21 protein-coding genes and 1 tRNA gene are annotated in these 19,620 nt (G+C 43.4%); 15 read left to right on the plus strand and 7 right to left on the minus strand.

The window, feature by feature from the left end:
* Positions 1 to 14: 14 nt before the first annotated feature.
* Positions 15 to 1,607: an ABC-F family ATPase gene (locus F0261_RS10460; RefSeq protein ID WP_014951404.1), complete on the minus strand. Its 1,593-nt coding sequence runs from the start codon at positions 1,605 to 1,607 to the stop codon at positions 15 to 17.
* Between the two features lie 655 nt (positions 1,608 to 2,262).
* Here F0261_RS10460 and F0261_RS10465 point away from each other — a divergent pair.
* From F0261_RS10465 to F0261_RS10480, 4 genes are all read left to right on the plus strand, one after another.
* A complete protein-coding gene (locus tag F0261_RS10465; RefSeq protein WP_014978476.1) occupies positions 2,263 to 2,643 on the plus strand; it encodes a PA2779 family protein in 381 nt (126 codons plus the stop codon).
* Positions 2,644 to 2,647: 4 nt separating this feature from the next.
* Positions 2,648 to 3,577 (plus strand): PA2778 family cysteine peptidase, encoded by a 930-nt coding sequence (locus F0261_RS10470; protein WP_171337921.1) that lies wholly within the window; start codon positions 2,648 to 2,650, stop codon positions 3,575 to 3,577.
* Positions 3,578 to 3,656: 79 nt separating this feature from the next.
* Positions 3,657 to 4,067 (plus strand): hypothetical protein, encoded by a 411-nt coding sequence (locus F0261_RS10475; RefSeq protein WP_014978478.1) that lies wholly within the window; start codon positions 3,657 to 3,659, stop codon positions 4,065 to 4,067.
* Between the two features lie 154 nt (positions 4,068 to 4,221).
* Positions 4,222 to 5,325: a mechanosensitive ion channel domain-containing protein gene (locus tag F0261_RS10480; protein ID WP_171337922.1), complete on the plus strand. Its 1,104-nt coding sequence runs from the start codon at positions 4,222 to 4,224 to the stop codon at positions 5,323 to 5,325.
* Between the two features lie 82 nt (positions 5,326 to 5,407).
* Here the strand turns inward: F0261_RS10480 and F0261_RS10485 are convergent, their stop codons facing one another.
* The 3 genes from F0261_RS10485 to F0261_RS10495 form a co-directional block, all read right to left on the minus strand.
* Positions 5,408 to 5,986: an outer membrane beta-barrel protein gene (locus tag F0261_RS10485; RefSeq protein ID WP_171337923.1), complete on the minus strand. Its 579-nt coding sequence runs from the start codon at positions 5,984 to 5,986 to the stop codon at positions 5,408 to 5,410.
* Between the two features lie 170 nt (positions 5,987 to 6,156).
* Entirely contained in the window at positions 6,157 to 7,332 is a 1,176-nt protein-coding gene (locus F0261_RS10490) for an MFS transporter (RefSeq protein WP_253819403.1), read from the minus strand.
* A 249-nt stretch (positions 7,333 to 7,581) separates the two neighbouring features.
* Positions 7,582 to 7,758 (minus strand): hypothetical protein, encoded by a 177-nt coding sequence (locus F0261_RS10495; RefSeq protein ID WP_156086002.1) that lies wholly within the window; start codon positions 7,756 to 7,758, stop codon positions 7,582 to 7,584.
* Positions 7,759 to 8,071: 313 nt separating this feature from the next.
* Between F0261_RS10495 and F0261_RS10500 the strand changes: the two genes are divergently transcribed.
* Both F0261_RS10500 and F0261_RS10505 read left to right on the plus strand, forming a co-directional pair.
* On the plus strand, positions 8,072 to 8,329 hold the full coding sequence (locus F0261_RS10500) for a type II toxin-antitoxin system ParD family antitoxin (RefSeq protein WP_061484850.1): 258 nt from the start codon (positions 8,072 to 8,074) through the stop codon (positions 8,327 to 8,329).
* Entirely contained in the window at positions 8,316 to 8,603 is a 288-nt protein-coding gene (locus tag F0261_RS10505; protein WP_171337925.1) for a type II toxin-antitoxin system RelE/ParE family toxin, read from the plus strand. Before F0261_RS10500 ends, F0261_RS10505 begins: the two co-directional genes overlap by 14 nt.
* 173 nt (positions 8,604 to 8,776) lie before the next feature.
* Here F0261_RS10505 and F0261_RS10510 read toward each other — a convergent pair.
* Positions 8,777 to 8,853 (minus strand) — tRNA-Ile (locus F0261_RS10510).
* Positions 8,854 to 8,979: 126 nt separating this feature from the next.
* Positions 8,980 to 11,733 carry a choice-of-anchor B family protein gene (locus tag F0261_RS10515; RefSeq protein ID WP_171337926.1) on the minus strand — a complete coding sequence of 918 codons (2,754 nt, stop codon included), beginning with the start codon at positions 11,731 to 11,733 and terminating at the stop codon, positions 8,980 to 8,982.
* An 83-nt stretch (positions 11,734 to 11,816) separates the two neighbouring features.
* Here F0261_RS10515 and F0261_RS10520 point away from each other — a divergent pair, with 83 nt between their 5' ends.
* The 3 genes from F0261_RS10520 (at position 11,817) to F0261_RS10530 (ending at position 14,231) form a co-directional block, all read left to right on the plus strand.
* The gene (locus tag F0261_RS10520) at positions 11,817 to 12,626 is read left to right on the plus strand and encodes an MbnP family copper-binding protein (protein ID WP_014948461.1); all 810 of its coding nucleotides are present in this window, start codon (positions 11,817 to 11,819) and stop codon (positions 12,624 to 12,626) included.
* A complete protein-coding gene (locus tag F0261_RS10525; protein WP_367613862.1) occupies positions 12,617 to 13,747 on the plus strand; it encodes an MbnH family di-heme enzyme in 1,131 nt (376 codons plus the stop codon). The genes F0261_RS10520 and F0261_RS10525 overlap by 10 nt, the downstream gene beginning before the upstream one ends.
* 154 nt (positions 13,748 to 13,901) lie before the next feature.
* Entirely contained in the window at positions 13,902 to 14,231 is a 330-nt protein-coding gene (locus F0261_RS10530; RefSeq protein WP_014948463.1) for a hypothetical protein, read from the plus strand.
* A 48-nt stretch (positions 14,232 to 14,279) separates the two neighbouring features.
* Here the strand turns inward: F0261_RS10530 and F0261_RS10535 are convergent, their stop codons facing one another.
* The gene (locus F0261_RS10535) at positions 14,280 to 14,939 is read right to left on the minus strand and encodes a hypothetical protein (RefSeq protein ID WP_014975806.1); all 660 of its coding nucleotides are present in this window, start codon (positions 14,937 to 14,939) and stop codon (positions 14,280 to 14,282) included.
* Positions 14,940 to 15,251: 312 nt separating this feature from the next.
* Between F0261_RS10535 and F0261_RS10540 the strand changes: the two genes are divergently transcribed.
* The 6 genes from F0261_RS10540 to F0261_RS10565 all read left to right on the plus strand — a co-directional run bounded on the left by F0261_RS10540 (position 15,252) and on the right by F0261_RS10565 (position 19,613).
* On the plus strand, positions 15,252 to 15,578 hold the full coding sequence (locus F0261_RS10540) for a DUF3718 domain-containing protein (RefSeq protein WP_014948465.1): 327 nt from the start codon (positions 15,252 to 15,254) through the stop codon (positions 15,576 to 15,578).
* Positions 15,579 to 15,730: 152 nt separating this feature from the next.
* Positions 15,731 to 16,492, plus strand: coding sequence for a LytTR family DNA-binding domain-containing protein (locus F0261_RS10545; protein ID WP_049585940.1), 762 nt, complete (start codon positions 15,731 to 15,733; stop codon positions 16,490 to 16,492).
* A gap of 138 nt (positions 16,493 to 16,630) precedes the next feature.
* A complete protein-coding gene (locus F0261_RS10550; protein WP_049585941.1) occupies positions 16,631 to 17,032 on the plus strand; it encodes a CidA/LrgA family protein in 402 nt (133 codons plus the stop codon).
* Complete coding sequence (locus F0261_RS10555) at positions 17,029 to 17,739, plus strand: LrgB family protein (protein WP_014978487.1); 711 nt, start codon at positions 17,029 to 17,031, stop codon at positions 17,737 to 17,739. Before F0261_RS10550 ends, F0261_RS10555 begins: the two co-directional genes overlap by 4 nt.
* 366 nt (positions 17,740 to 18,105) lie before the next feature.
* Positions 18,106 to 19,101: a response regulator gene (locus F0261_RS10560; protein ID WP_014975809.1), complete on the plus strand. Its 996-nt coding sequence runs from the start codon at positions 18,106 to 18,108 to the stop codon at positions 19,099 to 19,101.
* Positions 19,101 to 19,613, plus strand: a complete 513-nt coding sequence (locus F0261_RS10565) for a PAS domain-containing protein (protein WP_014948470.1) — start codon at positions 19,101 to 19,103, stop codon at positions 19,611 to 19,613. The genes F0261_RS10560 and F0261_RS10565 overlap by 1 nt, the downstream gene beginning before the upstream one ends.
* Positions 19,614 to 19,620 lie beyond the last annotated feature (7 nt).

Below are 19,620 nucleotides of genomic sequence, written 5' to 3' on the forward strand. Positions count from 1 at the left end.
GCATCGATATATAATTACGCGTTTTCTTTATGCGCCAAAAACTCTTCGTAGTTTCCATCGAAGTGATTCAGTTTCTTGTCTTTAATTTCGATGATTTGCGTCGCCAGTGACGAAACGAATTCACGGTCGTGACTAACAAAAATAACAGTGCCATCAAACTTGTATAGCGCATTGTTCAAGGCTTCAATCGACTCCATGTCCATGTGGTTAGTGGGTTCATCCATTACTAAAACGTTGATGTCTTGAAGCATTAGCTTTCCGAACAGCAAACGGTTTTTCTCACCACCAGAACATACCTGCACGCGTTTGTTGAAGTCGTCAGACGTAAATAGCAAACGTCCTAACATACCTTTTATTTGCAGGTCATCGTGTTTGGGGCTGCGCCATTGGCTCATCCACTCAAACATAGTGATATCTTCGGCAAAGTATTTAGCGTTATCCTGCGGAATGTAACCAATCGCAGCGTTTTCAGCCCACTTATAGCTACCTGCGGTAGGTTCAATGTCATTAACCAAACACTTCAAAAGCGTGGTTTTGCCGGCCCCATTCTCACCAATAATCGCCAGGCGCTGACCTGCTTCTAATAGTAAGTTAGCGTTGTCGAATAGCGGAAGATCTGGGTAGCTATGGCCTAGCTCTTCAAGAGTAATAGCAAGTCGGTGAAGTTTCTTATGTTGGTTAAACACAATATAAGGCTTACGACGGCTTGACGCTTTTACCTCAGCTAATTCAATTTTCTCAAGACGGCGGGCACGCGAGGTGGCTTGTTTCGCTTTCGATGCGTTGGCAGAGAATCGCGCTACGAAGCTCTGTAGCTCTTCAATTTCCGCTGACTTCTTAGCATTCTCTGCATGAAGCTGTTCTTGAACGAGCATGGCAGCTTGAATGTAGTCGTCGTAGTTACCCGGATAAACGCGCAGTTCACCGTAGTCGATATCGGCCATGTGCGTGCATACAGAGTTTAGGAAGTGTCTGTCGTGCGAAATAATAAGCATGGTCGATTTACGTTTGTTCAGCTCTTCAGCTAGCCAACTGATGGTGTAGATATCCAAGTTGTTGGTTGGTTCGTCTAGAAGCAGAATGTCTGGCTCGGCAAATAACGCCTGCGCCAAAAGCACACGTACTTTTTTACCGGGCGCGACTTCTTTCATAAGACCAAAATGATAGCTTTCGTCGATGCCTGCAGAGTTTAAGATATCGCCAGCGCGTGCTTCGGCGGTGTAACCATCCATCTCGGCGAATTGGGTTTCCAAGTCCGCCACGCGCATGCCATCTTCTTCGCTCATTTCAGCCTTGCTGTAAATGGCGTCGCGCTCTTGTTTAACTTCCCATAATTCACGGTCACCCATGATAACGGTATCGACTACACTAAACTCTTCAAACGCAAACTGGTCCTGACTCAAGATACCTAGCTTTGTGCCTGGCGCCATAGAAACGTTGCCCGACGATGGAGTAAGTTTACCGCTTAGAATTTTCATAAAGGTAGACTTGCCACAACCGTTTGCGCCAATTAGGCCGTATCGGTTGCCGTTGCCGAATTTTGCGGAAATATTTTCAAATAATGGCTTAGAGCCAAACTGCATTGTGATATTTGCGGTGGTAATCAAAACAGGTATCCAGGGGTAAAACGATGAGAAGAGATAGTAGTGAAAGCGGTTGTCACTTCACTAATATATAAAAGCGCGCGCACTATAAGGAATTGAGGGCTACATGTCGAGGGAATTTTGAACAGTTTTTGCGCTGATACGCATTTCACCCAAACGCTAAAGAAAGTATTAACCCCGATACGGTCTTTTATAGCGTGTTTTTGTCAAAAATTGCACCTCAAACTTAACTCCGTATGGTATGAGGCGTGAAATAGGCGTTTCGAAACACCCGCTCATTCCACAGAGTGCCCCTTATGGTTTGTTGCTCTTTTTATATTAGTGGCAAGCAAATAATTCCAGCATAAAGAAAATATTACATAAAAGTCAGCGCGCGGTGATGCATCAATGCAGAATTAACGAACAAAGCTTTGAACAGCATTTTTCGTACAAAGGTCACTTAAATCGTTATTTTAAAGAGAAAAAATGAAACCTTGTCTATTATGAAAAAAAGCATTTTTAGTTGGTCTTAATCTTGCTGTGCTTATCTACTGAAAATAAACCGCAGAGCGCAAATGCGTCTGCTGAATCAGTGCGAAGTTTTATTTCACTCTAGTTTATCGTGAGTTAGGTAACGCAAAAGAAGAATAAAACTGGGCATTTTAAAGAGGGAAACATCATGAAATTGTTGAAAAAAATTGCGATTGGTTGCTTTTCGGCAACGGTTTTAATGTCAGGCAGCGTGCATGCAGAAGCAATTAGCTCAGATTCCGTAATGCAAACTCAAGCCGCTCACTACAATAAGCAGCAGCTAATTGACATGGTTAATCGTGCAGATGTGCAGAGTAAATTGGTTAGCTTAGGTGTAGATAGCAACCAAGCTATCGCCAGAATCAACGGCATGACCGACAGCGAAATTGCCCAATTAAATGATGAAATTAATCAAGCGCCAGCGGGTGGTGTTGTGGGCGCAGTGCTTACCGTACTTGCTATTATCGCAATTTTGGACCTGATTGGTGTAACTGACGTTTACCCATTTATTCGTCCAGTGAACAGCTAATTGGATGATCAATTCAGTTAAAAAGGCCTGCGCGTTAGCAGGTCTTTCGCTTCTATTTTTGCTTTCAGGCTGCCAGTCCACACCTCAAGCTGACAAGCTGCGGCAAGAGGGACTTGCCTCTTTACCTGAATCTCACACTATTCAATCTGTTCCGTTTTTTCCCCAAGAACAGTTTTATTGCGGGCCTACCACACTATCTGAAGTGTTTGGTTACTATGGTGAAAGCACCTCTCCAAATGACATTGCGCCTAAGTTATTCATTCCCAGTAAAGAAGGGAGTTTACAACTAGAAATGGTGAGCGCTACCCGACAATTTGGTTTTTTGCCATATTCTGACCGAGGGACTTTATCGTCAATTGTGTCGTTAGTTAAAGACGATATCCCAGTGATTGTTTTTCAAAATTTGTCCATCCAGTTGTTACCCCAATGGCACTACGCTGTTGTTATTGGGTTCGATAGTGATAAGGGAACGGTTACTTTACATACCGGCCTTACGCCTAATCACGAAATGTCGCTTGAGCTTTTTGAAAGAACGTGGGGAAGAGGAAATTACTGGTATTTGGCACCAGTTCCTCCTAATGTAACCTCGCCTGAGATGACACCGTTTACTTATGTAAGTGCGGCTTACGACATGCTTAAAGTGGGAGATAAAGCGCGTTCATTGGCGTTTTTGGAAACCGCGTCGCATACATGGCCAACTTACTGGTTAAGTTATTTCCTGATTGCCAATTATTACTTAGAGCAAAACGACATCCAAGCCGTGGCTTGGTTTAAGAAAGGCTATGAAGTGGGGCAGAACCAACATGTTTATGTTCACAACTACGTATTAGCTTTGCGCGAAAACAACATGCCCGAGAAGGCAAATACAATTCTAAAACAGGGGCTTGAACGCTTTCCCGATAACGAAGCGCTGTCAACATTGGCTGAAAAATAAACCTAAACTTTAAGAGTATTCGCATTTACGAAAACTTATCGTCTACTATTAACCTAGGAAGTAATTGTGAAAGTAGGCTATGCCAAAAATACTGAGCTCATCAACAATTTCGCACGAGAACGGAGTAGTCACCACTCGACTCTATGGCGCGTTTAATGAAAAAAGTGCGGAAGACTACAGCGATCGTCTTTTTAAACTAGTCATAGGACTGAATCAACGACCCTTTTCCCTTCTGGCAGATATTAGCCAAGTTGAAGGAGCAACTCCTGAGGCCTTCGACATACTCAAGCGTATTATAAAACGGCTCCCTGATATGGGATTAATCGCGAAAGCTTATGTTTATAAAGGACCTGTTATACGCGGAATAATGTTTCAGAGGATCCCCGAGCTCAAAAGTATGGATTATCTTTTTTTCACAGATATTGACGAAGCTTCTTCGTGGTTGTCTCGCGAATATGAACGCAAACTATCTCTGCTCTCTGATTCCTAATTAGCCTGTAATAAGTTAATAGCACAGTTAACTCTAGTGGGCAATTACCTATGTGGATTGGTATAACTGGTGCACCTTTTGCCTCTTCTTTCACGTACTAAGGTGTAGCTAAAATAAAAAGTGCCTACTCATATATGCAGGAGCCCCGTCAGCCGTGGACAGCACTCAACTTCTTGAAAACCAGCAGGCAATAGCAATAGCCGGATTAGTAGGCGTTGTTATTGTGCTCTTCATTGTTAAACGACTTATTTTGGTGCGTTTGAAAGCTAAAGCGCGCTCAGAAAACAGCAGTATGTCTGATATCTATCGCGTGCTTGTATTGTCGTTAAATGCTCCACTTAATTTGCTTATCTGGGTGATTTTCCTGCTGTTGGTTAAAAGTATTGTTTCAGTATTTCAGATAGAAGATGAAGGGGCGATTAAAGCGCTAACCATTGTTATCGAAGCTGGCCTCATCATTACTTTGTTTCTCTTCTTCGAGCGTTTTGTCACTTACTCGTTAAGTCGTTATCGCGACCAGTCAACCATAGTTAAAAATACCAGCGCAATTGCCGGTGGAGCAGTTAGAGCGCTTTTCGCTGTATTAGCAATTTTGATTATATTAAGCACCATGGGGGTGTCGGTAACACCCATTGTTGCATCGTTAGGCATTACTTCGCTCGCAGTAGCACTAGCGCTACAGCCAACGCTTGAAAACTTCTTCTCGGGTATTCAGTTGGTAATGGATAAGCCCATTCGTATAGGCGACTTCATAGAGCTGGATTCCGGAGAACAAGGTTTTGTAGAGAAAATAGGATGGCGCTCCACGTGGGTTAGAATGCTACCTAACAACATCGTGATCATGCCTAACAGTAAGTTGTCTAATTCAAAGTTGATTAACTACTACTACCCTGAACGCGAACTGTCGGTGCCTGTTGAAGTTGGCGTGCATTATAGCTCTGATTTAGAGCATGTTGAAAACGTATGTTTAGAGGTTGCCAATACTATTCTAGAGCAGCACGAGTTTGGTGTTGAAACTTATCAACCTTTTGTTCTGTTTCACACTTTCGACAATTCTAGTATCAACTTAACAGTGATGCTGAGAACCCGTGAATACTTTAACCGCTTCTTCATAAAGAGCGCCTTTATAAAAATGCTTAAAAAGCGTTTTGATGAAGAAGGGATTGTCATTCCATTTCCAATTACTGCGCTTAACCTAGAGCAGGAAGGTGCAGCTAGCCTGCCGGCAGCGCACGAACACATTAAGCCAAGAGACTAAATAGACTGGTTTGCGTAGCTCAATAAAAAAGCCACGTTGTGTAACGTGGCTTTGTTGCAAGTACGTTAACCCTTCAAAGGGGTTAGAAGGTGTAACGTGCAGATACGCCTAGTAGGTCAACATCATCAGCTATAACGTAAGTTGCGCCGAAAGAGAATTGTGATGTAAAGAAATAGTCTGCGCCAATTTCAAAAGCTGTTTCGTCGTCTTCAATGTCGATATAGCGGATAGCACCGCGAAGCTCAAATTGCTCTGACAGCATTGAACGAATACCGGCAGTAATGCCATAGCCATTGTCGTCAGCTTCAGCAGAAGCGAAGCTTGAATCTAGATCAATATCTACATACTCATACGTCAACTCACCAAAAAAGTCAGTTGTTGTAGTTAAACCATAGCGGTAACCAACCCCTGCAGAGATATAGTCAAGTTCACCGTCAACACCATATTTGTCTTCACTCAACTGACCATAACGACCTGTCAGGTATACATTTTCGTTAAGTGATTTGAAGCCTTGAATTTGAAAACCGGTAGGCTCGAAGTCGCCTGCGTCTTCAATATCTGCTTGTACGTATCCAGCTTTAACGAAGTCATATGAAGGCGAAGCTGCGAAAGCATTTAAAGAAAGCGCGCCAAAGATACTGGCGAGAATAGTACGTTTCATTGTTTCTAATATCCTTTTAACAATAATTACTCCCAACCACTTCGGGAGCCTCATCATTATGGGGATGGATTTTAGAAATCAAATGGGCAACACGACTCGATTTTCACTATTCAACACCTTAAATGATGTACGTTTTATCAATACAACGGCATTGCCGTACAAGAGCTTAATTAATTCCTCTTCAGTGTTGTACAGATGAGGATACTTGCAACGCTTAAGCCGCAAGAGGACAAACAAAAAGAAATGATAGGTTCTAGGGTAATTAAGGTCACCGCGTAAGCGCCTATTGCTGCCCCTGTTAGGTGAAAAAAGCCGGTTAGCGCCGCTAAAAAACCTGCGGATTTATCAGAGTAGCCAAGCATGATAGTTACGCTGCAGGGCATTGCGATGCCAATAAAAAAGAAGGTGATATAGCAATAAGTCAAAATACCCATTAACCCTTTTATTGCGAAGGGGGAAATAAGTAACCAAAAAAGCACTGAAAGCACAGCGATAAACAAGCTTGAATACTTGAATTTAAACAATGGTGAAACAGAGGCTAGCCGAATATTGATTATGCTTCCCACCACAAAAGACAGCGTGGCTAGAAGCGAATATATCGAGAACACAGTTTTGGTGAGTCCGAATTGCTGCATTATCATTGACGGCGAGATGGTAATGAAGCTAAACACAATGCCATAAAGTAGTCCGCTGGCCATACCCACTGAGACGATTTTCATCATTGTGTTTTTAATAAGCGCTAAAGTATCGCTAAAGACGTTCTCTGAGGTTGTCGGCATATACTGTTTGAGGGTGGTGGAAACTGAAAGCAGTAAAAGTAAGGCGAATACTCCCATTACTAGTACAAAATAAAAGATAGATAAAACGCCGAAGGACTCGCCAATTAGTGTACCTACTAGTGGCGCTATTGCTGGCGCGATAGCGAATGCAATGTTGATAAATGAAAGTGAAACATTCAGCTGCTTTTTGCTAAATATCTGACGTGACAGTCCGCGCGATACTGAAACGCCAACCCCACCGCCTAAGCCTTGAATGACTCTTCCTACAAGAAAGGTATTTTCTTCGGTGGCAAGTGCCACCATAAGCGTACCGGCGATGAATACTAAGACTCCGTACAGTAGAAACTTTTGTTTGTTTAGGTAGTCGCAGGCGACACCAGACACTAACTGAGAAAGTGAGAACGCGATAAGAAAGACGGCCACGCTTTTTTCAATTATTCCCACATAGCTGTCGTATATAGCAGCCAAATCAAAAAAGAAGGGGCTATAAATACTGGTAGAGAGTTGGCCGAGAATAGACAAAATGGTGAAGGTTACCGTCAGCGAATAAAACGTATGGCGTGACATGGTGTGCTTCATCTAAGGGGAACCAAACTATGGGTAAAGAGACAGTGCAGTTAGGCTACAGATTTGGTGTTACAGTTTTAATAAAGACGCTTTTTTTAAGTTTGAGAAAACTGATAACGTGATGATATAAGCGAGTGGTGATTGGTAACTCTAGAAAAAATGGTGGCCCCACCCTGACTTGAACAGGGGGCAGCTTTAATAGCATAAAAGAGATAAAACAATAGAGGGAGTTTCTGACTCCCTCGAATATCAGCGAGTTTGTAGTAGCTCAGCCTGCTTCACTACTGAATTCTGAGATTCTACAGCTCTATCAATAACACGGCTATATACCTTTTTCTTTTTAGACGAGTCGGCGTTGCGAACGAACTCAGACAGGCTGGAGTTGTACTTTGTTGTCTGGCCGTTTTTTAATCTGGCAAACATCATTATTCTCCCATTTTATTGCCCAATTAATGAGCGGGCAGCGATTGCATCAGGGTAGTAAGCGTCTCGCGAGTAAATTTATGCTTAACATGATTTTCTACAGCCTGAATGTTGGCGTGGTACATACGAGTGCCCCCTCGTTGTCCTTTAACGATAGATCTATTTTTATCTGACCACCAAATTGCTGCTTTAGTTACCAAATAAGGATTGTATGATGAAACTCGAATTGATTCTTACCAGTTCTGAACTAAACTTGACTGTAGTAGTATAAAGTAGGATTTTATCCTTACTGAATTTCATCTATTGGAGGTAAATTATGGCAATGGTAAAGAAAAGTATCACAGTAACGGATCAACAAGAACAATGGATGCAAGCTCAACTAGCAACTGGTAATTATGCTAGTGACAGTGAATTATTGCGAGATTTGATCAGAAAAGAGCAAGTACGAGCAGCCGAGATTGAAGCTATTCGTTTGAAGTTAATTGAAGCAGAGCAAAGCGGTTTTGTTGAAAGGTCACCGAGTGAAATGCTAGCTAGCTTTAAAGAAGAAGCACGAAATAATGGGAAACTATAAACTCAGTGCAGCAGCTGAGTCTGATTTAAAGCGTATTTGGTTTCGTGGTCTTGATGAATTTGGCGAAGCGCAAGCTGACGCATATTATTATAAACTTTTAGAACGCTTTGAGCAGTTAGCAAATCAGCCTTACATTGCACCTGCTGTTGATGATATCAGACTAGGATATCGTCGAGCAGTTTGTGGAGTTGATGGTATCTACTATCGCATTCATGGTGATTATATTGAAATAATGCGGGTGCTAGGAAGGCAAGATGCTCAACTCAACCTGTAATGAGTTTTCAATGAGATAAAAATGAGCAATAGTTTTTTATCAGATGGGCTCTTAAAAATTGATAACCAGCTTCGGTTGCTCGCTGATGAAAAAGAGTCATTCTTACGACAAGCTTTACATTATTGAAGTGTCTACAAGTGGCTTTGGTAGCCATGATGAAGTCTGGTAAAAAATGGTGGCCCCACCCTGACTTGAACAGGGGACCTGCCGATTATGAGTCGGATGCTCTAACCAACTGAGCTATGGGGCCATTTTGAGATGTGCTGTGCAGTTTTTTATTGCAATTTGCTATGCATAACAACCACAAGCGAGCGCAAGTATAAGCAGTTTTATTTGCCTTGTCACGCCTCGCTGGTGGCTTTGTGATTTGTTTGCTTTATTTTTGTTCACTAAGCTGTAGTTTATGTGCCTTGTTTGGCAATTTTACACGTCGCCACCCAAGAGCTAATGCCAAGCCTAACATGCTAAACAGAGTCGTAGAACCGCCTCCACCAGAGCTATTTGAATTAGTATCTGTTGGCAAGTTCACTACACTTTCGTTTACGGTAACAGTAACGGTGTCGCTGGTGCTAACTCCAAACTCATCCGTTGCAGTTAACGAAAAGGTTAAATTGCTTTGAGATGATGGGGCGGTAAAAGACATGGTTAATGTATCTGCATTTCTGATGGTAACCGTGTCGCCGGCGGTTTGCGTCCATTCTACGCTTGTTAACGCGCCTTCGGGGTCTTGGGCGCTTCCCGTTAATTCAACGCTGGCTCTTACATCGGTTTCAACATCTGTTCCTGCGTTTACCACAGGGGCTTGATTGCTCTCATCGTCTTTTATCGTAATCAGCGTTTCTACCACACCACCTAGAAGATTTGTGTCTTGTGCAGAAAGCACTAAACGAAACTGTTCGTTGTCTTCTTCGATACTATCGTTGATAAGCGTAATATTGACGGTCTTCGAACTGGTATCGCCGTCGCTCCAAGTTAGCGTGCCGCTTTGGCTGACAAAGTCTTCATCGCTCACTGCTGTACCGCTTTCCAGTGAATAGTTCACACTTACTTCGCCTTCACTTCCGCCTTGGCGAACAATGTTTAACGCAAGTTCAGAGTCGGTCTCTAAAATAGTGCGTTCGCCAGTGCTTAATTCAACTTTCCCTTGCTGGGCAGTACCGTTAATGGTGACTTGAGCATAGCCGCTACCAGAGGCGATGCCTCCTCCTTGCGGGTTAAATAATCTGACGAAAAATACTTCATTGCTTTCAGTATTTTCATTAGCACTGATGCTTAACGTGATGTTTTTAGCCTGTGATTCATCCGCTCCCCAACTGAGTTCTCCAGACGCTAACATTACATCGCTGCTGGTGGCTGAACCCGCTATTACTTCATACGCAACTGTCATAGCCCCGGTACCTGTCTTATTAACAGGAAGGCTTAAGGTTGTATCAGCATCCGTTTCATAATTAGCCTGAGATAAGGCCGCAACTGTTGTTGCGCTTAACGTATTATCTTTTAATACGAACAAACCGCGCTGAATATCACTAACCAAAATATTACCGCTAGGTAGAAACGGGTACACGCCCCACGCCCCATTAAAGTTGGTGCTGTTAAAAGCTGGGTAGGTATCGAAAAAGCCTGCTTCTAAAGGCGCGGTAGGATCTGAAATGTCTAGTACCGTTAAGCCACGCTCATAGTTAGACATATAGTAGCGGTTACCTCTTACGTAGCCGTTGTGATCGATAGTGCCATTGTCACTGGTCCAAATGCTGGCAAGCACAGGTGTTGTGAGTGATGAAATATTAAAAATCATAACCCGGGTATTTAAGCTGAAGTTTCGCTCGTCCAACTCATCGTGAACAAAGGCATATTGCTTGTCTTCACTAAACCAACCGCTATGGGTGTAGGCAACCTCGTTATAACTAATACTACTTAGTTCAGAGGTACTATTTGTATTCGTGTGATCCCAAAGGCGCATTGCATCTTCATTGAAGTCAAGCATAACCGTACATCCATCAGCCGTAGCATTCACACAGTCAGTTTGCGCTCTTGCGTCGGTAACGCGCATAGATGACGCATCATGCGTATAGTCGGCACGTGTGAGACCGCTAGGTATGTAAGACGCGGTTGGTGTTTGAGGTGAGGTTAGCGTATATGAACGAAAGGCTCCGCCGTTACTATCCTGGCCAACCAAATGCAGCTGAGGCGCAGCGTCATTTAACGGTGTGTTTAGCGTGTAATCTACGTTCGAGATGTAGATATTGTGTGCACGGTTATCGTCGTTAATCCGCTTCGTTAAGCTAATACCATTAGGGAGGTCGTTAAGGTCAATGATGGTAAAACCTTCGGTTACGCTATCGGCACTGGCATAGGCATACGCTTTAAAACGCCCCGCAGCGCTATCGAAATACTGATAGACCTTAATGTCGCGCCATGTCGTACTTTGACCGGTAATTTCACCAACTACTACCGGCGCTGTTGGCTCGGTTACATCTACAACGGCAATGCTGGCCTGCATGCCAACAATGGCATATTCTCTGCGGTTGTTTAAATCGACGTGCCCCCAAATATCGTTGGTACTATTTGATACCGACGACAATACGTTAACAGGTACGTTAGAGAGTAGATCGATATTGCTGCATGGGAAGTCGGCAGCCGTTCCATCTGTGCAAGCTTCATTTGCACTGACTTCGGTACTAAGGACCATGTGCGATGATGCCTGTGCTTGAAGGGAAGAAGCGGCTTTTCCGTCAGTTATACTGTCGAACCCTTTTTCATAAAGGGCTTCTGATAAATAGGTAGGCACATTAACTAGTGTAGTTTTGTGCAAGGCAGGCTTCTGTGCCTGGTAATGATCTTCACGAGAAAAGCCTCCTAATACGGGTAAAAGACTGTCGTTTAGAACTTGTGCATGCTGAGCGTTGTCGAAATAATATTGGCCTTCAGCAACAAGAATTTTGTCGCCTTTATTGGCCTGTCGCGCGGCATAGCTCAACGTTTTACAGGGCCTGAAACGGTTGTCACACTTGCCCGCGTCCACGCCGTCTTCGGCAACAAAACGCGCTTTGTCATGGTCTGTGTGCGCTTGTGCACCTTGACTCACAAATGCTAAAAGCAGCACTATTAGCGTTAATGGGAATGCATTCATCTTGTCGTCCGCGCAAGTGTGTAATTAGAAAAAGGTAGTTTGTATAAAAAACTACCAGATATCCAAAGGAAGTACATACGTAAATGAAAATGCCTTTTCGCATGAGTGTCATGCCTTCGTTACTCTTTGCGGCGCTAGTGTCGTTAACCGGCTGTGATGTCATTAACCTCAAAGGAAGAGAGCCTGGTGAAATCCCGTTTAAGTTGGTGGGAGTCGATACGGGGGCATGTCCAATGATCATGAGTATTGGACAACAGCGGTGGAATATAGACTACTTCGGTTTTTACCTTAGCAAGCCAGAAGTGCGCATTGATGGGAAGTGGCAGCGGGTTAAGTTTAAACAAACCCAATGGCAGACGCCGAATATAGCATTGTTAAAGTTTCACAATAAGTGCAACAACCCTGATGATGCCAATAGCAAAATTGTATTAGATGTGTCGGAAGAGCTTTTAAAGCTGTCCACAAACTTGCGCTTCACTATGGGTCTTCCCTTCGACGATAATCACGCTAACCCGCTTACACAGCCTTCGCCATTGAATGACAGTACAATGTTTTGGAGCTGGCAAAACGGTCATAAGTTTTTGCGACTGGATGTGTCTAAAGGCTCAGAGGAAACACGCAAATGGTCTTATCATTTAGGTAGCGTGGGTTGCGATTCTGAATCAGCAGTCAGGCCACCTGAAAAATCGTGTGCTTTCACAAACCGGGTGGAGTTTATTCTGCCGATGACCCAGCTTGATACTGATTTAGATTTGGAAGTATCGGTGTCTAACATTGTCGCGCAAGTTGATATAAACGAAGCGCCAAGTTGTATGTTCGAGTCTCCTGAAACTGAGCCCTGTAAAAAGCTCATTCAGAATTTAGTACATAGGCCTTGGATTAAGTGGCAGTAGCGGCACGTTTAATTTGCACTAGAAGGCGAGCTCTGCTCGCTTCCAAGGCGGCAATTATCGCTCTTGTCGCAATGATTTTAGGAGCGTGCAGTAAATCGCCCACACCTTACATTTGGAATTTGCCTCACAATATTCCACCGCCTCCCGTTCCCGCAGACAATCCTGTGACCGAAGAAAGCGTAATTTTGGGAGAGAAGCTTTTCTTTGATAAGGGCTTAAGTGCTAACAATACGGTTTCATGCAGCAGCTGCCATGAACCAGAGCATGCTTTCTCTGAACCTAAGACGGTTTCAGTAGGCGCGAACGGAGACGCGCTAAACCGTAACGCATTAGCGCTAGTAAACGTGGCTTATAATGCATCCTTCACTTGGGCGCATAACAATTTAGAAAGTATAGAAAAGCAGCTGATGATCCCGCTTTTTAATGAACATCCTGTGGAAATGGGCGTTACGGGAAATGAAAAGCGTATATTAAAGCGCTTTGAGGGCAGCGAATATCGAGCGCTTTTTCAAGCGGCTTATGGTGATGATACACCCAATTTAAACAATATTGTAAAGGCGCTTGCTAGCTACGTAAGAAGTTTAGTGTCGTTTAATAGTGCTTTTGATAACTACGCTTACGCTCAAGATGACGATGCACTAACCGCCCAGCAGCTTGAAGGTTTGAATCTGTTTTTTTCAGAGCGCACTGAGTGCTTTCACTGCCACGGAGGTCTGAACTTTACTCAATCGTCTAAGCATAGTTTTCAACCTTTTGCGGCTCAGCCTTTCCACAACACTGGCCTGTATAATGAAGATGGGAAGGGCAGTTATCCGGAATCGGACATGGGGCTTTACAGCGTTACTCACAATAAACAAGACATGGGGAAGTTTAGAGCACCTACTTTGCGCAATATAGCCCTTACTGCGCCCTACATGCATGATGGCAGTATTGCCACCCTTGATGAAGTCATTGAGTTTTATGCTCGTGGGGGAAATCTGGCTGAAAGCCCTAACCCTTACCGTAGTCCGTTCATAAAAGGCTTTATGATTTCTGAAGACGAAAAGGCGGCGTTGGTTGCATTTTTGCGCAGTTTAACCGACGAGCAATTTGTAAAAACACACACTACACGCAAAAATTAGCGATTTATTGCTCATTTTGTGTAATTTATGTTTATACTTTGCACACATATATCAACCAAATGCTTATGTGCTGATTGTTAACATCGTGATAAACTCAATCACTTACATTCTTTGTTAATAACTATAAAGCAGGTGAGCGGTCGCGGAGATGAGAATGACTGAAAAACCCTTCATTACAAGTGGTCGAAATACCATCATTCATAAAATAAGAAAATTAGATCTATTGGTGATCAATGGTGATGAACATCCGCCAATTCTTGTTACTTATAAAGGTATTAAGCAGTACGAAGGCAAAGTGCCTGAAAACAAGCGCGATGCCAAGATGATGGACATGGAACTAGTAGATGTAACTACTAGCGATGTGTTTGGCGACGAAAAAACATTATTGTTCGTACAAACCCTAAATGGGAAAGAGTATAAAATCGATTACTCTAAAATTGGGACGAGCATGTTTATTAAGATTCACCAAGACAGTATTTTCTAAAACTCACCTTACCCCATATTGGGGTAGATGTGTTTTTAATTAATGGGGTTAGGCAATCTGGCCCCAGTTATCTGCCTTGAGTGAATTGAACCCTCCAATTACCCTTCCTTTTCCTTTAAGCTGTACGTAACGCTTTTTGAAAATGTTAAACCGGCAGATGTCCACTGGCGTGACTTCCGATGCATTTACTCCACTTACAACACCTGCAGTCTCCAACCCCTCAGCAATTAACTCTGAACAGAACCAGCTATTAAAGTCTTCTTGATTGTAGCTTATGCTGCCGAACAGGGGATGTTCATCAATCGCGTCCACTGCTGAGCCGAATAGCTGTAGCACGTCGTAAGGTTTCCCGTCTTGTTCAAACATGAAGTTAAAGAAGTCTCGCTTATTTTGCTCAAAGATACTTCTTGACGCGCTAGACAAGGGCAGCCACCAAATATCACCGTCATAAGATGCTACTCGCTCGCTTAGTCTATTGGTCATTACCCCTCGCTTTCCTTTATACGATGTTGCTTCCATGACTTGATTAAAATATCGATTAGAATCTTCATCGCGCATCTTCGTTTGCATAACTATTGCCACATGCGTTACCGCAGAGCGTGTCGTGAGTTTGGTCCAACGAGAAAATAAGCTATTGCCGCCAAATGCGATGATGTCACCAGGCTGCATATGCTCTCTAATAAGGTGATATTGTTGCTGCTCTAACATGGCTCTTCCTTGAATACGTGTTAAAAAATTAGATTGTTGTCTGCACCGCTAGGCGGGCAAGAGTATTTGCTTATGATTTTCCACTTTGCAATGTATGCATTTATAAGAATGTTGCAAAGTGTGTGTTAAGTACGACTAATAACAGTTTAGACCGATTATTAAACCTTAGCTTTTGTGTACTTGTCGCAACGTCTCAAATAGCGGTGCTTTAACGTTTTTATAGCGTGAATTTTACAAAGTTTCACTAATTTAATGGTGCGGGGACAAAAGAGGTAGTCACCGCGTTGCCGAATATTATCAGAGGAACTTGTTATGTTTATGTCACGCCGTGTTACCCAACTTGCTTTACTAGGAATAACCTTGTCGCTTACTGCAACAGTAGCGAATGCCGCCCCGTATCCCAAGCATGTAGAAAAAAACTTAATTGCAGTGTGTGAAGCGGTAAAAAGCGATAGCCGTTTGCGATTGCATCGCGCCGTGAAAGCGACGGGTTTTAAAATGCGATATATCCATGAAGGATTAGTGTGCAACGGGCAAGACATGCTTACTTTTGCACTTACTCATAATGCATCTAAAAACGCACAACTGATTGCTCGTCGCATTAATGCTAGCCCTAGTGTACTAACAGCAAAACGCTAATGAAGAGTTTTCTACCCTGGCGATTGGGCTATGCAGCTTATAGCCCCTTTTTCGCTTATTTTTACTTTTCGCTGTCTACATCCCATCACTTATTAAGACTGGGATAGATAACACTGACAGCTATTACTGCTTGCACTTGCAAGGGATCGCAGATGATCGCACTGGTTTTTTTACACTCTGTTTCTATGCAAAACTCACTTTGCGAAATGCTAAAAAAGCTAGACGTATTCAGTCACGTTTATGGCGCGCAATCTGTAGGCCATTGTCTTGCGTTAGCAGAGAAATATCCTCAGTCCATCGGTTTCTATTCAGTCTCTCAGTCAAGTCGAAACCTTGCATCACGGTATTGGCTTGCAGTAGGAAATAAAGACGAAGAAGCGCTGTTAGCCTTTTCTCATAACGCGTCAGGATTTGTTAAATCACCACTTGAAGAACCCCAAGTATTAAACGCTATAGAGCATGTCAAAACCAAGTACCATTTTTATGAACGGGACTTTCAATTCAATATGCTGGTAAAGGGACTTTGTGAACAATATGGGGTGTCTGAACCTGCGCTTCTAGCTACATTGCGCCAGCAATTGAACAAAAGTGCTCAGCCAAATGTTGTTGGGATACGCGCTGAAAACGGGTGGTGTTGCTTAAATCCAGCAGAGATTAAATGGATTGAAGCTGCAGGAGACTACATGTGTGTTCAAACGCTCTCAGAAAGCTACGTTGTCCGCACCACCTTGTGTGAATTACTTAAGCGTTTGGGAGAGCAGAATTTTAAACGCTGTAACCGCTCTGTGGCGGTCAATGCAAAACATATCGCGCACCTGGAGCAAAAACTCAATCAGCAGCGAGTTGTCATGCAAGGTGGCGAAGCGTTCAAGATTACTCACAAATATTACTATCAGTTTTGGCTGACAGACTGAACGTCAAACTGAGTTTCAGTGCAACATTCTACTATACGACCATGGTACTGCTGGTGGTCTAACTCGCTTATCGTTACACTTACTCACTGAATTTTGGGAATAAGTACTAGGACCTGCAAGGCCTAATAAGGAGCGATAGTGCGAGATGTAAGAAACATGATAGTGGGCGCAGTTTTAGTGTTTGCTGCTTATTATCTTGGGCTAGTTGTCGTTAGTGTGAGTGCCCTTCCTATTCCAGGGCCATTAATGGGCTTATTCCTTTTACTCGCGATGCTTTTTCTTTTTCCTCAGCTTGAGGTTCACACGGCGCGCTTTGTTACTTTTCCCTTGAAGCATATGTCCTTACTGTTTATTCCAGCCGTACTTGGCGTATCTATTTATTGGGCTGACATTCAGTCCAATGCACTTGCCATTGCTATCGCGATTATTGTAACGACCTCGATAAGTTTAGGGATAACCGCTTGGTTTTCGCAGCAATTGTTTAACAGCAAAAGCGGCAGCGGCTCAGATGTGGCAAGCAAGGGTGGAAAGCAAGAATGAAGGAGGCTCTACATCAAGCATTTAGCTTAACGGGGTTATTGTGGCTTAGCGTTTCAATAATTGGCTACATTATTGCTCTTTGGGTAAACAAAAAATGCAAAGGTCACCCGCTAGCGCATCCCATTGTCGTTACCGCGCTGATTGTGTCAGCTGGCCTTTATTTAACTGAAACAGGGGTTACTGAGTATCAACAGGCGGCTTCTTTGTTGCATTGGTTGCTAGGGCCTATCACTGTGGCATTAGCACTACCCATTTACAGACAATGGCAAAAGCTAAAGCACTACGGCTGGCGGTTAATGGCGAGTATTGCTTTTGGTGGCATACTCGCGCCTTTCACCGCGTGGCTTACTTTGTTTGCACTAGATGCACCGCGTGCAATACAAATTACCATGTTAGCTAAATCAATCACCACGCCCCTTGCTATGGAGTCGAGTGCGCAGGTTGGCGGCATTCCCGCATTGGCTGCCGTTTTTGTCATTGTGACGGGTGTAGTTGGAGCCATTGTGGCTACTGGTGTGTTTGCGGTCCTCAATGTACAAAATCGACAGGCGCAAGGTATTGCTATGGGCACGGTGGCCCACGCAATTGGTACAGCCAAAGCTATTCAAATGGGGGAAGACGTGGCGGCGATGGCGACTCTGGGCCTTTGTGTAAATGGTATATTTACTGCGTTGGCACTACCTGTCATTTTTGGTTTCTTTGTTTGAGAGCTTTTCTCGTAACTTGGCGTTTTATCTATTCGTTGTGATTTAGCCTGACCAGACCTGCAATCACCCGCCTTGACTAAAAGGTGCACAAGCTGCTGTAAAAACGCATAGCAAAGAATCAAAGCGCCGTGATGTTTGTAAGTAAAAACGTGCTGGCAATATTCCCCAAAAGTGCTATTTCTTAGTGAGGTGTTTCGTATCACTATATACATGGTATCTATTCAAACAAAAAGTGACCGGGTTACAGCGAAGTGTAAGTTAACTCAAATCGTTACTTCAGTTCACAGTAGTTGTGCCGATACAATTGAAATTGCTAGAAAATACCGGCGGTAGCTGGTTTCAAAAGCTAGGTGGTAAAAGAACTTAATGTTTTCTGTACTCGTATGTGACGACTCGTTAGTTGCGCGCAAGCAAGTGGCTAAATGCCTTCCTCAAGATTGGGAAGTGGCCGTACATTTTGCGAAGAATGGTCAAGATGCTCTATCGGCTCTCGCTGAAGGAAAGGGCGATCTTCTATTGCTCGATCTCAATATGCCCGTTTTAGATGGGTACGGCACATTAGAAGCAATTCAGAAACAGGGTCTTAAAACCAAAGTTATTGTTGTGTCTGGTGATATTCAGCCTGAAGCTCATGAAAGAGTGACATCGCTTGGCGCTTTGGACTTTATTAGAAAGCCGGTGGATCCTAAGAAGCTGGCCGAGGTACTAGATAAATTCAACATTCTTCATGTTGAAGAGGAAGAGCCGGAAGAAGTTTCACCGCTAGACCCTGAAATCCGCGATTGTTACCAAGAAATCACTAACATAGCCATGGGGCAAGCGGGGGATCATTTAGCCCGCACCATGAACGTGTTTGTTGAACTGCCTATTCCCAACGTTAATTTAATTGAAGTGTCTGAACTTCACATGATGCTTTCTGATATTGAGAGCCATGAGCAAGTTACTGCGGTATGCCAAGGCTTCTTAGGGCCAGGTGTTAGTGGTGAGGCGTTGTGTATTTTGAGCGACTCAAGCTTTGACGACGTGGCTAAAATACTCAATGTAGAAGGCGAAGTTGACGACCAGCTTCAGTTAGAGCTGCTTATGGATGCTGCGAGTATTTTGATTGGCACCTGTTTAACAGGGCTGGCCCATCAAATGGACATTAACTTTAGCCAAGGTCACCCCATTGTACTTGGTCAACATCGTGCCATCACTGAAATTATCAGCATGAACCAAATAAAGTGGAAGCGAACGTTGGCGATTGAGCTTAGCTATGGCTTGGAAGGCTACAATGTTCAGTGTGATTTGATTTTGTTGTTCACGGAAGAGTCTATGAAAATGATGAATTCTAAACTCGCCCACTTGTTGGAGGATTTTTAATGAGCCAGCATTTAGATGAGTTACAAGAATTTCACTGGATGATGGACATGCTGCAAACGGTAGACGTTGGCATTGTCGTACTAGACCGCAACTTCACAGTACAAGTGTGGAACGGTTTTATGGAAAGTCACAGTGGGCTTTTGCCGAGTGAAGTAAGAGACAAAACGTTATTTTCGTTATTTCCCGCAATCAAACAAGACTGGTTTATTAAGAAAGCTAAGCCCGTTTTCGACCTAAAAACCCGTGCCTTTATGACATGGGAACAACGCCCTTATTTGTTCAAGTTTCCAAACTACCGGCCGATTACAGGTAGTGAGTCATTCATGTACCAAAACATCACACTTTCTCCTCTTACCTCTGCGACGGGCAAGGTGGATTTTATCAGTATGATGATTTACGACATGACTGATGTAGCGGTAGGTAAAAAGCAGCTAGAAGCGCTACAAGTAACGGTGTCTGAAGCGCAAGAAGCAAGCTCACAATCAGATAGAGCAAAGAAAACCTTCTTATAACCGCTAC

The organism is Alteromonas sp. 07-89-2 (genome assembly GCF_013113925.1).
Classification (GTDB): domain Bacteria; phylum Pseudomonadota; class Gammaproteobacteria; order Enterobacterales; family Alteromonadaceae; genus Alteromonas; species Alteromonas macleodii.